Here is a 12,624-nt window from a genome sequence, read left to right as displayed (position 1 = left end):
AAGCCGAGCAATGGAGGCTGCCGCTAAACGGCGCTGAGCACAGATTCTAACTAAAACGGAATGGTACGACAGGGGGATGGCGCTGGAAATAATAACGGGCCAAACGCGAGCAAAAACCAACTGCGGGCCCGGCATCAGACGCCGGCTTGCTAACGCAATGTTAAGCTAATACGCCCGAATAGCCAAATGGGATTCATCTTTTTTCTGCAACCAAAATTTCAACATTTCGGTGTCACAGAGCCCTTTTGGCTTCGGTGAGGCCACGCGCATCGAAAGATCGGCAGCTTACGCTACTTCTCTCTACTTTTGCCCTAGTTCAAATCCGCGTTTTTTAGTTGTATGCTGCAAGTTTCTGTTCTGAAAGAGCACCGCGAAATGGTGCTGGCCGGGCTGGCCAAAAAGCATTATGCCAACGCCGAAGCCGATGTGCAGTCGATTTTGGATCTCGATCAGCGGCGGCGGCAACTCCAAACCGAGCACGACCAAGCCCAGGCCGAAGCCAACGAATTGGCCCGCCAGATCGGGGGCCGGATGAAAAGCGGCGACAAATCGGGGGCAGAAGCGCTGAAAGCCCGTACTGCCGTACTAAAGCAAGAAATCAAGGCGCACGCCGATGAGCTAGCGCAGGTAGAATCCGCGTTGCAGCAAACCTTGGTAAAGCTACCCAATCTGCCGCACAGCAGTGTGCCCGAAGGCCGTACGCCCCAAGAGAACGAAGTTGTTTCGGAAAAAGGTCAAAAACCCGAACTTCCTGCTAACGCTTTGCCTCATTGGGAGTTAATTAAGAAGTACGACATCATTGATTTTGACCTCGGCAATAAGATTACGGGCGCGGGCTTTCCGGTGTATAAAGGGCAAGGCGCGCGGTTGCAGCGGGCCATGATCAACTTCTTCCTCGACGAAGCGCGCAACGCTGGCTACACCGAAATGCAGCCGCCTATTCTGGTTAACGAAGCTTCGGGCTACGGCACGGGCCAGTTGCCGGACAAAGACGGCCAGATGTACCACGACGCGCAAGACAATCTCTACCTGATTCCGACCGCGGAAGTACCCATCACGAACCTGTACCGCGACGAAATTATTCCGGCCGAAAAGCTGCCCATTCGCAATGCTGGCTACACGCCCTGCTTCCGCCGCGAAGCCGGCTCATGGGGTGCCGACGTGCGCGGCCTCAACCGCCTGCACCAGTTTGACAAGGTTGAAATCGTGCAGATAACGCATCCTGAGCAGAGCTACGCCGCCTTAGACAGCATGGTAGCGCACATCGAAGGGTTGCTGCAAAAGCTGGAGCTGCCTTATCGGGTGCTACGCCTGTGCGGCGGCGACATGAGCTTTACCTCAGCTCTCACCTACGACCTAGAAGTGTGGAGCGCCGCGCAAGGTCGTTGGCTGGAAGTAAGTTCGGCCAGCAACTTCGAGACCTTCCAAGCCAACCGCCTCAAGCTGCGGTATCGCACCGAAGGTGGCAAAACGCAACTTCTGCACACACTTAATGGCTCGGCCCTGGCCCTGCCCCGCATCGTGGCGGCCCTGCTGGAAAACAACCAGTCAGAAGACGGCATCCGACTACCCGAAGTCCTGCACAGCTACTGCGGCTTTAGCAAGATTGGGTAGAGAGTAAGATTGATCAAGTAACGCTATTCCTGCCGCTACCGCTTGTTACAAAGCCCTGTTTCGGCTGCTCAACGGCACCTTGAAACAGGGCTTTGTGTATTCAGGAAAGTCGTTGTCCGACGCTCCGTACAGGGCAAGACGCAGGGCAGAATTGCATTGCAGGCGACTACAGTTAATATTCCATAATCTCACTATCCACGTAGCACCAGGCCCAGCGCTCGCCGGGTTCGGCTGAGGTGATAACGGGGTGCTGTGTGGCGTGGAAATGCTTGGTAGCGTGTTTGTTTTTGGAGTTGTCGCAACACCCGACGTGGCCACAGGTTTGGCACACGCGCAGGTGCACCCAATTATCGCCTAGTGCTACGCACTCAGGGCAGATGTGCTCAGTGGCAACATACAAATGATCTAGGCTGGCGAGATGCGTACAGACCGGCTCCATATATATTTGATTATCAATAAGTTAATAAATAAAAAGATTTCTCTGTCGGCAACAAGTTAAGCCGCAAATTCGGCGCCTTCGGGTACTAGGCGCGACACAATGCGAATGCCCGCCGCCAAGGTTTTCTGCATAGGACATTTTTGCGAAACCGCCTCCAGCCGCTGTCGCTGCTCCGGCGTAAGGGGGCCAATTAGCCGCAATTCCTTTTGCACTTCCTCCAGCATGGCACTCGCCATCTTACACTGCACGCAGTCGTCGCGGTGCACCCGCTGGTGACGCAGGCGCACTTCAACCAATTCCAGCGGCCACTTCTTCTGGTCGGCGTACAGGCGCAACGTAATGGCCGTACACGCGCCCAACGCACTAAGCAGCAAGTCGTAAGGCGTAGGGCCGGTGTCCTGCCCTCCTACTTCGATGGGCTCATCTACCCGGAAAGTGTGGCGACCAGCCTGTACGTCGGCCAGTAAAGCGCCTTGCGCAACCCGAACCACTACATCTTTATTCGCAGCCATAACCGTAAGCTTTGGATGGTGTAACTAGCTCAACACTAATATTCTGCAAAAGTTACTGCGCAGTATGGCCTGCTGCCGAGTAGCACAGGGCTTAAGCATCAGTGCGTTTAAGCTGATGCTTGCGGGCTAAATATTAGCCTTTTTTCAACAAAAAGGCTGTTCCTCCTGCGGGAGAAACAGCCTTTTCGATAAGGAGCGGTCAGGCGTTGCTACTTATGATTTAGGTGTGTAAGGGAATTTCTTGGACGCATTGCGCATCAGTGCGCCTACCATGCCTTCGGTAGAGCTACCCACCGAGCCAGAAGCCACGTAGTCGTACTTCCACAGCAACTTGCCGGCGTCGGCCTCGTGAATGTCTACGGTGATGTTGGCTTGGTTAGTGGCACCCCAGGCCCCTACCAACAGACCTACGGCAACAGCGGCGCCATCGCTCATCGGTTTGCTGGTGCGCACACTGGTAGTCAGGACAGCATCTACCCCGAGGAGTTTGGCTAGTTCCTGGGGCGAATGCGTGCGCAACTCGCCATACGGAATGTTGCTTTCGCGCAGCAAGGAATTCGTTCTCATTACATCCTGAAACTGCACAGTGTAGCCTCGTTGCTGACTGCGACGCAGCAGCCAAGCGTAAATTTTCTCTTGAAAGTCAATGCCGCTTTTTGCTTCTAGGTCGCGCTGCTGCTCGGCTGTTGTATTACGAGCCTGATTGGGGCGCAATTGCATGGTTACGGTAGCGGGCAAAATGGCTACCGTTTTATGCTTAGGCGCATAAGACCGAAAATCGTTAGCTAAATAAATATTGGGGCCACAAGCCGTAAGAAGAGTGCACACCAGCGCTACGGCTAGCATTCGAAGGGTAGAAAACTGCATAGAGTAAGAAAAGGAAGTGAGGAATAAAGGCTCTGCCTGACCGCAGCAGCAATAATAGGCCGGCAATAACACAAGTCTTATGCCAATATTCCAAAAATCATATTCTCGCTCTCCTGCCGCAAATGCCCCCTTGAGTTTATCGCCCGTCGTGCGGAGGGGGCAGCTCCAAATCAAAGGAAATGTCGTGCATGCACTTGAAATGCCCCTGCGGACACTTCGCGTAGCCGATTTTAGAGCACGGCCGGCACGATAACCCCCTTACTTCCAAGACTTTAAACTCCGTACGATACGGGTACATCCCAAACTCCGGCACCGTGTTGCCCCACACACTAAAGATTTCCTTCTGAAACGCGGCCGCAATGTGCATCAGCCCGGTATCGTGGCTCACAACAAACTGCGCCTGCCGCACCAACGAAGCCGATTGGTTAAGTGAAAAATGCCCGCAAGCATTATAGATTATGGTCTTGGGAACTTGGACACCTGAGGTTTTGGGGAAATAATACGGGCTGACCGGAACGGTACGCGGGGCCTCCGCCACGGCTGGGGTATGGTCGAAATGCAGCTCGATGACGTGGCCGGTGCTTTCATCTTCGGGGCCACCAAGCAGCACAATGGGCCGCCGCAGCAACGCGCATAACTCGATGATACGCTCGACGGGCAGGCGCTTGGTCGCGTGCTGGGCCCCGATGGCAAAGGCTACGTACCCGTGCTGAAAACCAGAAGGCAATGTGTTTATGTCTACTTCTTCCGCCTCCGGAATAAAATAATCGAGGCCCTGCCCATCGTTGCGCACGCCCAACGATTTGGCCGCCGCCAAGTAACGATCTACAATATGGAGCCGCGGCAACTGGTCGATTTTGAAGTTGACGAGCAGCCATTTCTGAAAATTCAGCTTATCGAAACTGCGACTGGGTACACCGAGTTGCACCTTAAGCAGCAGCGTTCGCAGGTTGCGGTGCAGGTCGATTATGAAGTCAAAACGCTCTTCGCGCAATTCGGCCACCAACTCGTTCAGCGAACCCGTCAAGTAGTGCGCTTTGTCGATGTAGGGGTTCGGCTCGACGATGCTCCGGTAAGCAGGCTTGGTGCAGAAATGCACCTGTGCCCCAGGCACTTGCTGCTTCAACGCCCGCACGACGGGCGTGGTCAGCACGATGTCGCCGATGGAGGAAAAGCGCAGAACAAGAATTTTCATAAGCGCCTTCGCTATCCGAACAAGGTTGCTTTGAACGCTTCCGGCGGCTTGATTTTGGCTTTGCGCTCGGCAAAATAGGCCGCCACTTCGTCCCCCGATAAGGCATTGAACGTCATCTCTTTGGTGAGCATGCCCTTGCGCCCCATTAGCACGCCGTAGCGCATGTCGGCGTAGCCGTCGGTGTGGTGCGCATCGGGATTGATGCTCAGGCGCACGCCCTGCTCCAACGCGTAATGCACCCACCGCCAGTCGAGGTCGAGGCGCCAGGGGTTGGCATTTATTTCGATCATGACGTTGCGTTTCGCACAGGCATCTATAACCGCTTTATAATCAATAGGATATCCTTCACGGCGCAACAACAGCCGACCGGTTGGGTGGCCCAGCATGGTGGTGTACGGATTGTCGATGGCGCGCAGCAAGCGCTCGGTGGCACGGTGCTGGTCCATTTTGAGATTGCTGTGGATCGAGGCTACAATAAAGTCGAACGAGGCCAGAACATCGGGCGAATAGTCGAGCGAGCCATCGCCCAGAATATCGCTTTCGATGCCTTTAAAAATGCGAAAAGGCGCTAATTCCTGGTTCAATTGGTCGATTTCGCGGTGCTGCTGACGCACACGCTCGACGCTGAGGCCGTTGGCGTAATGCGCCGCTTGCGAGTGGTCGCAGATACCGAGATACTCGAAGCCGTGGTCGCGCAGCCATTCGGCCATCTGCCGCAGCGAGTGCGACCCGTCGGAGTAAGTGCTGTGGTTATGCAGCGAACCTTTCAGATCGCTTTCTTCCAGTAACTGCGGCAGTTTTTGGTCTTTGGCCAAGGCCAACTCACCGAGTCCTTCCCGCAGTTCAGGTTCCACATATTGTAAGCCAACTTTCTGATAGATAGCCGATTCCTGATAAAACCGCTCGCGCTTCACGAGTTGGCGCAACGTGGCGGGCTGGCCGGGGTCCGCCTCAGCCAAAGGTTCGCACAGGTGGGCTTCGGTGCCCGTGAGCAAGAAAAGCTGATTGGTAAAATCCTCCTTGGAAACGAGGCGCACATCGATTTTCACGCCGGATTCGGTGGCGGTGCCGCGCCACGCAAAAGGTCCGGAGCGCGCTGCATCATGCGTCAGGCCATCGAGGGCATTCAGCATGGCGTGCGCTTGCCAAGGCTGCGCGGTAGCGGCCACAACAGCCACTGTCTCAATTACTTCCAAGCGGCGGCGGATCTCTCCGGCCACAGCTACTTTGTCGGTGTGGAGAGTTTCGCGCAGGCGGGCCGCCAAGTCTTCACCTAAGGCTTCGGCTTGCGGAAAAAGCAGTTTGCCCCGGCTTTGCTGCGTAAACTCAAGTACCTGGAGGATAGCATCTTGCGTTTTCTTGCCAAAGCCCTTTAGCTTGCTCACGCGGTCTTGCTCGGCGGCTTCGCGCAGGGCTTCGGGGCTTTCGATGCCCAGCTCGCGCCACAACGCCCGGATCTTTTTTGGGCCGATGCCCTTGATATTGAGCATCTCTACCACGCCGGCGGGCGTGATGCTAAGCAGGCGTGTAAGCTCGTCGAAAGTCCCGGTATCGAGCAGCTCAGCGACACGAGCGGCGGCCGTTTTGCTCAAGCCGGTGCGGTCGGGCAAGCCGGTGCGGTCGAGGTCGGCTACCGGGAATTCGAGGCGTTCGAGAGCAGCGGCGGTGCCTTCGTACGCCCGGATTTTAAACTGATTTTCGTCGTGCAGTTCCAGCAACGAAGCAGCTAGCCGGAAGGCACGAATGAGGGCGCGGTTATCCAAGAGAGTAGACAAATAAAAGCCGGAAGGTGGGTCGGAGCGGGCAGGTAAAGGTACGGGGCAATGTCGTACATTCGCTTTACGGCGCGTTACGCGCCTTGTTCGTGCTTCCTTCCATCTTTGTTCGTGCCACCGTATGCGCCTGTTCACCCTCTTGGTTTGCCTAAGCGTTGTGCTGCTGGCCGGGACCTGCAAACCCGATACTCACAAAATGGCCGAGTTTAAGGAATTGGAAGGCACTTGGCTGCACGCCCACGAAGAAGACCAAGGCGATGTGCGCGTGTACCGGCCCAATACCTACAGTTTCCCGCCTTCGCGGGGCCGTACGGGCTTCAGCTTCACGCACAACGGCTTGTTTACCCAATACGACATCGCTCCTACCGACGGCTTAGAAGGCCGCAAAGGCACTTGGACGGCCGAAGGCGACCGCATTATCCGGATTTCACTCGACGACAAGCGCGACCCGGATTACAAGCTTGAGATTCTGTCTCTAGAAAATAACGTCCTGAAAGTGAGGCGCATCGAATAACGCCAAGCTTCATTTCTGCCGGGCAAAGCAAATCGAGGGGCAAAAGAAGGGGCGATTTGTTGTTTCCGATCTCCAGGCATTCCTGTGTAGGTTTGCGGCCATGAACTACTGGCTCGTCAAATCCGAACCCGAAAAATACTCCTGGACCGATTTTCTGCGTGATGGTTACACCGATTGGACAGGCGTCCGTAACTATCAGGCTCGCAATTACTTACAACAAATGCAACCCGGCGACCTGGTGCTGTTCTACCACAGCGTATCCGACAAAACGGTAGTTGGCGTCGCTGCAGTCAGCAAGGCGGCCGCACCTGATGCTACCGCTGAGCCCGGCAGCGGCTGGGTAGCCGTAGAATTGCAGCCGCAAGAGGCTCTCGCGCACCCCGTAACCCTAACGCGAATCAAGCAAGACGCCCGCCTGCACCAGATCGGCCTGTTGCGGCAATCGCGGCTGTCGGTGATGCCGTTGCGCCCCGAAGAATTCGATACGGTTCTGGAACTGGGCAGCTGATTCTGCAACTCCGGTTTTAGTCATTTCAGAACCTGTTTTGCGTAAGCAAGGCAGGTTTTTCATGTTCTAGGCAAGTGGTACTTGGATTTCGCTGGTTTTTTGGTCAGGAATGCTGAAAAAGCATTTGGTGGGCTGAAAACCCTGTGCAATTGCCTAGGGTTTATCGTATCTTACTGTACGTCACTGGGAACCGTTTTCTCGCACTGCTATGAAACAAATTCTATTCCTTGTCCTGCTCCTGACGCTCAGCACAGGGTCGGTGAGATGGAGCGTCGCCCAGAACCACCCGACCCCTACTCAGCCCGCCCGCGCCGAGCTGGCATTGCAAACCTACAACAGCGATGTGCAGGTGCACCCCCTGCTGGAAGACAGCAGCGTGGTCCTGCTCGTCGACCGCGACCCGTACAGCTCCAGCCGCAATCATTATTTCTTCCAAAAGTTTGATTCTCAGCTGCGGCAGCGTTGGGAAACGCCTTTGGAAGTACCCCAGGAGTTTCGGCTCGTGCGCACCACCTTCGAGGGCACCAGCGTGTACGCGCTGTTTCAGTCGGAGTACTCGGCGCGGCGGCTTCTGGTCGCGACGCTCAACGGCCGGACGGGCATGGTGCACACCACCACCTTCGACATGAAAAACTCGCGCGGCATGACCGATACCCGCGACCTCTACGACGTAAAGGCCCTCGACGGCAACCTGTTTGTGACCGTCTTGCTGGAACGCCACATGACCGTGCTCCTGCTCGATTTGCAGCACAACGAGTACCGGTTTTTGCCGTCGGTGTACGAAGAAATCCCGACCAATTTCACCTTCCTGGCCGATTCTACCAGCAAGCGCGCCAAGTTTGTGATGAGTCAATCGAATGGGCTCAAATCGCGCCTGCTGGTCAAGCAGCTTTCCGATAAAGGCACCTTGCTGCACTCGGAATACGTGCAGGCCGAAAGCGAACGCGGCTTGCTCACCGCGCAAATCAGCCCCGGCGAAGACGACCAGCGCCTGCTGACGGGCACCTACACCCTGCGCGACTCGCGGTATTCGCAGGGCCTGTTTGCCGCTGATTTGGCGGCCGGTACTTCGCCTACCGGCGGGCGTCCCTCGTTGCGCTTCTACGATTTCCTCAACCTGAAGCACTTTTTCGATTACATGAAGCCCGCCCGCGAAGCCCGCTTGCGGCAGCGCGGCGAGCGACTGCGGGCCACCGAGCGCCAGCTGCGCCTGCACTTCCGCCTCATGATTCATGACTTGGTGCCGTTTCAGAATGGCTACGTAATGGTGGCCGAGGTGTATTACCCGCGCTACCGCTACGATGGCTACGGCTATAGCAACAGCTACAGCTACGGGTACACCTATCCTTACTCGACCATGGGTCCGTCGTTGCGTCGCTTCGAGGGGTACTATTCCAGCCATGCCATCGTATGCGGCTTCGATAAAAAAGGCAACTTATTGTGGGACAACACTTTCGTGCTGAAAGACAACTCTCACGGCGACTTGGAAGAAACCGTGCGTCTGCGCCCCATGCCCGACGGCAAGCGGCTGGTGCTGGCTTATATGGAAGACAACAAGATCCATTACAAAATCGTCGATCACACGACTTCTTCGCCCAACGACTTGGAGGTTCCGGTTCAGACTTCCTCGATCGGCACGAAGGAGAAAGCCAACAATGCCAGCCAGGAAGGGCTGCTGCCGTGGTACGGAAGCCGGTTTCTGGCCTTCGGCTACCAGCACGTGCACGCCGACCGCGGCAGCGACCGCGACGTGTTTTTCCTCAATTCCGTTGCCTTCGACTAGCACTGCGGCAGCCAACTAGGCGGGAGTAGCTGCGTATGGGTGAGCGAATCATAATTTTTTCGCTCATTTTACCGCCATGAAACTTCGCCTGATCACCATCTGCACTGTGCTGGCGCTTCTCGCGCTGGGCAGCTGCCGCACTGCCGGCCCCGGTACACCTGCCCGCACGGTTGCTGCCTTCTTCAATAAATACGAGGGCCGCCCCGGCTTCAAAACCACCGACTGGTCGGCGGGACTGACCACGCGCCTGCTGCTCAGTAAGCTGGGCAAGTTTGGAGGCGACAACGACCTTAGCCAAGCCCTGACGTCCATTCGCAGCTTTCGCATCATCACGTTTACGCCCGCCTCGGCCAGCTCGCAGAAGTTGGTTGCCGAAGGCCTGACCAAGGAGGTCGATGGCTTGCTGCAAAATGAGCGCTACACGGCCCTAGCCGAATCGGGTGGCTCGACTACCATGCGCTACGCCACGCGCCAGTCGGGCGATAAGGTGCAGGAGATTGCGGCATCCGGCCACGTCGATGGCGCTCCGGATTCGTTCGTGCTGGCTTCTATTTCCGGCAACTTCACCCGCGAGCAGGTAACTGCGTTGACTAAGTTTTTGCCGGGCGTCATCAGCGAGACTACTAAGTAGCACGTACGCTTAACCATGATAAAAGTAAAAAGGCCCTGTCGTTTGCACGACAGGGCCTTTTTCATAAATATCTGACTATCAAATGCTTATCTATTGCCACTCTTAGCGGTCGGTTTCCAAAAACCTGTAAGCTGTTCTTCGCCTAAGCGGCGAATTAGCTGCGCTGCAAAGCCGACAGTGCGGCTGTGGTTTGTTCGTCAAGCACGCGGGTCACCAACGTAGCCTCTTCTTGGATAGACTGCTGGTAATCGAGGGCTGCCACACTGGTGGGCGAAGTCTCCCACTGAATTAGCTTCCCCAGTGTATCCAGCCGCGTAAGCGACTGATCCAGATGGTGATACAGTTGCAACCAGGTTACAACCGCTTGTGTAGGTTGTTGCTTAAGAGCCAGCCGCAGGTCCAGCATTTTCATGACCACGGCCGCCAACTTTTGCAAGCGCTCTTGTTCAATCGGAGAAAGAGTCCGGGGCTGCCGGTCGATGATGCACAAGGCACCAATCGAGTGGCCTTCGGTAGTACGCAATGGGTACCCCGCGTAAAAGCGCAGGTCCAATGCTTCGGCTACGCCAGGATTGGTGAGGTGGCAGGGCTGCGCACGCAAGTCTTCGTAGATCGTCGTTTCCTCCTGCAAAATGGCCACGGAACAAATGCTTTCGTTACGGGCAACCCGTTCGGCACTGGCCAAGCCAAAGTTGGCCTTGAACCATACGCTGTCCTCTTCAATCAAAGAAACCAAGGCAATGGGCACCCCGAACAACTTAGCCGTGAGCCGAACCACCTCGTCGAACACGGCGTCGGGGGCAGTTCCCATCACTTGATAGGGCGCTAACGCGTGCAAGCGCTGGATATCGTTGGCAGGAATCAAAGAATCGGGTAATGACATAGATCAAAAGTACGGCCTGCTGTTGATACTCTTGGTCCGAGGCTCGGTGGGTTGGGCTCGGCTCATACGCTTTCCGCAGCCCATACTCTTCACTGCTGTCTTTTGTAGGCACAAAAAAAGGGCGAACCATTGCGGTTCGCCCTTTTTCAGTTTGCCTCAGTGCCGATTAGGGCTGGGGCTGGCTTGGGATGTAGAATTCGAATTTAAATTCTGCACGGCGGTTTTTCGCCATACCTGCCTTGGTCGTGTTCGGAGCAGCTGGCTGCGATTCGCCGAAGCCTTCCGTCGTGATCCGAGCCGGATCAATCTGGCGACCTACGAAGAACTTCTTGCCAGACTCAGCACGACGCTCCGACAGGCCTTGGTTGTACTCGTCGGTACCGCGGCTGTCAGCATGGCCCGAGATGCGGATGCTTAGCTCTGGGTGATCTTTCAGCGCCTGAACCATCTTGTTCAGCGTTGGGTACGAGCTCTTCCGAATCACGGTGCTGTTGGTTTCGAACGTGATTGGCTTCTCGAGGCTGCGGATGGCCGGATCGATGATGGGGCAACCCGTCGAGTCAACCGGGACACCAGTTGGGGTGCCAGGGCACTTGTCTACGTTGTCGAGGACACCGTCACCGTCTTTGTCGAGTACGATTGGGCAACCCGTGGCGTCAACCTGAGTACCGGCCGGCGTGTTCGGGCAGGTATCGTTCTTGTCAGCTACACCGTCACCGTCGGCGTCGGGGCAACCTTTGAGGGCAGCTGTTCCAGCTTGGTCTGGGCATTCATCTTCCGAATCGCGCACGCCGTCGTTGTCACGGTCTGGGCAGCCTTCGAGAGCGGCCGTACCAGCTTCAGTTGGGCACTTGTCTTGGTAATCCGGAACACCGTCTTTGTCGCCGTCAAGTGGGCAGCCGGCTTCGTCAACAGCTACGCCAGCAGGCGTATCGGGGCATTTGTCTTTCCGGTCCGGAACGCCGTCCATGTCGGTATCCTTGGCTTTGCCGAGGTTGATGGTGATACCGGCCGAGTGTTGCAGATAGCGGTCTTTGTGGCCTCCGCTAACGCCGTCAATCATATCAGTACCAAACTGCTGGTGAATGCCAGTCTGAACAAACACTGCAAAGCCTGGCGAAAACTGGAAGGCGACACCTGCTGCACCGTGCAGATCGAACGCCTTATAGTTTACGTTGTCAACCAACCGGCGCTCCGGCTGGTAATGGTCGGAGCTAGCAATCAAAACACCTGGTGCAATCAGCAGGTAAGGAGCAATCACCGCGTCTTCCTTCAGGGCCCAGCCGTTGTTCAGCTTCAGCTTGATCGGAATGTTGATGGTAGTTGCATCGGCTTCGAATCCGACGCCGTCGTGGGCCGTACCGTTTTTGCCGGTATATTTCAGAATGCCATAGTTACCCGCCAAGCCAATATCGATGCCCGGCGTGATGTACCGGCTAATGGTGACGCCGCCACCGTAACCGATCCGGTTGTACTTGTAGGCGCCAGTACCGAGGTCTCCGATGTACTGCAGGCCGCTGCCGTAAAGGCTAATGCCGGTCTTCTTGTCAGCGCTCTGCGCCTGAGCTTCTGGCACGGCCGACAGGAGCGCCAGCCCGAAGGCCGCTGCTGTTGTTAAGAGGTGTTTCATAAGTTAGAACGTTTTGGGAATCTTTGGTACGCATTACTTCGGCTAACAACTCCGGCAGTAAAGCACGACTAAGGGCCTATACTTCCTGTAGTGCAATAAAGTTGTAGCTATGTCAATCTTCTATCCAGATTACACCAACCTACGGCGGAAGCGCGGACTTGGTTTCTGCCGAGTTTCGCCCTGTTTATATGCCTTATTCTGCGGTAGCAAACCTATATCTAATTACCCAGATATTTATAAATATGGGCTGATGTATCCTTGTAAAATACAAAG

Annotated in this window: 12 protein-coding genes; 5 read left to right on the top strand and 7 right to left on the bottom strand. The window is 55.8% G+C overall.

The features are described from left to right. Nucleotides 1–339 precede the first annotated feature (339 nt). Complete coding sequence (gene serS, locus FHG12_RS12925; protein ID WP_139516124.1) at nt 340–1,614, top strand: serine--tRNA ligase; 1,275 nt, start codon at nt 340–342, stop codon at nt 1,612–1,614. Nucleotides 1,615–1,786: 172 nt separating this feature from the next. Here the strand turns inward: serS and FHG12_RS12920 are convergent, their stop codons facing one another. The 5 genes from FHG12_RS12920 to polX form a co-directional block, all read right to left on the bottom strand. Then, the gene (locus FHG12_RS12920; RefSeq protein WP_139516123.1) at nt 1,787–2,053 is read right to left on the bottom strand and encodes a UBP-type zinc finger domain-containing protein; all 267 of its coding nucleotides are present in this window, start codon (nt 2,051–2,053) and stop codon (nt 1,787–1,789) included. Between the two features lie 56 nt (nt 2,054–2,109). Then, entirely contained in the window at nt 2,110–2,565 is a 456-nt protein-coding gene (locus tag FHG12_RS12915; RefSeq protein WP_139516122.1) for an OsmC family protein, read from the bottom strand. A gap of 213 nt (nt 2,566–2,778) precedes the next feature. Next, nucleotides 2,779–3,432 carry a hypothetical protein gene (locus FHG12_RS12910; RefSeq protein ID WP_139516121.1) on the bottom strand — a complete coding sequence of 218 codons (654 nt, stop codon included), beginning with the start codon at nt 3,430–3,432 and terminating at the stop codon, nt 2,779–2,781. A 136-nt stretch (nt 3,433–3,568) separates the two neighbouring features. Then, complete coding sequence (locus FHG12_RS12905; protein ID WP_139516120.1) at nt 3,569–4,627, bottom strand: glycosyltransferase family 9 protein; 1,059 nt, start codon at nt 4,625–4,627, stop codon at nt 3,569–3,571. An 11-nt stretch (nt 4,628–4,638) separates the two neighbouring features. Continuing rightward, nucleotides 4,639–6,402 carry a DNA polymerase/3'-5' exonuclease PolX gene (polX, locus tag FHG12_RS12900; protein WP_230471112.1) on the bottom strand — a complete coding sequence of 588 codons (1,764 nt, stop codon included), beginning with the start codon at nt 6,400–6,402 and terminating at the stop codon, nt 4,639–4,641. A 121-nt stretch (nt 6,403–6,523) separates the two neighbouring features. Here polX and FHG12_RS12895 point away from each other — a divergent pair, with 121 nt between their 5' ends. The 4 genes from FHG12_RS12895 (at nt 6,524) to FHG12_RS12880 (ending at nt 9,838) form a co-directional block, all read left to right on the top strand. Beyond that, nucleotides 6,524–6,916 (top strand): lipocalin family protein, encoded by a 393-nt coding sequence (locus FHG12_RS12895; RefSeq protein ID WP_139516119.1) that lies wholly within the window; start codon nt 6,524–6,526, stop codon nt 6,914–6,916. 100 nt (nt 6,917–7,016) lie between these two features. Then, a complete protein-coding gene (locus tag FHG12_RS12890) occupies nt 7,017–7,424 on the top strand; it encodes an EVE domain-containing protein (protein ID WP_139516118.1) in 408 nt (135 codons plus the stop codon). 208 nt (nt 7,425–7,632) lie between these two features. Then, on the top strand, nt 7,633–9,207 hold the full coding sequence (locus FHG12_RS12885) for a hypothetical protein (RefSeq protein WP_139516117.1): 1,575 nt from the start codon (nt 7,633–7,635) through the stop codon (nt 9,205–9,207). 76 nt (nt 9,208–9,283) lie between these two features. Then, entirely contained in the window at nt 9,284–9,838 is a 555-nt protein-coding gene (locus tag FHG12_RS12880; protein WP_139516116.1) for a DUF4252 domain-containing protein, read from the top strand. Between the two features lie 154 nt (nt 9,839–9,992). Here FHG12_RS12880 and FHG12_RS21435 read toward each other — a convergent pair whose 3' ends face one another. Continuing rightward, nucleotides 9,993–10,721 carry a GAF domain-containing protein gene (locus FHG12_RS21435; RefSeq protein WP_139516115.1) on the bottom strand — a complete coding sequence of 243 codons (729 nt, stop codon included), beginning with the start codon at nt 10,719–10,721 and terminating at the stop codon, nt 9,993–9,995. 166 nt (nt 10,722–10,887) lie between these two features. Next, nucleotides 10,888–12,351, bottom strand: a complete 1,464-nt coding sequence (locus FHG12_RS21345) for an OmpA family protein (RefSeq protein WP_139516114.1) — start codon at nt 12,349–12,351, stop codon at nt 10,888–10,890. Nucleotides 12,352–12,624: the final 273 nt, after the last annotated feature.

The sequence above is a fragment of the Hymenobacter jejuensis genome, assembly GCF_006337165.1.
Classification (GTDB): domain Bacteria; phylum Bacteroidota; class Bacteroidia; order Cytophagales; family Hymenobacteraceae; genus Hymenobacter; species Hymenobacter jejuensis.
Note: the sequence above shows the minus strand (reverse complement) of the source record. Positions and strands in the feature narration are given on the sequence as shown.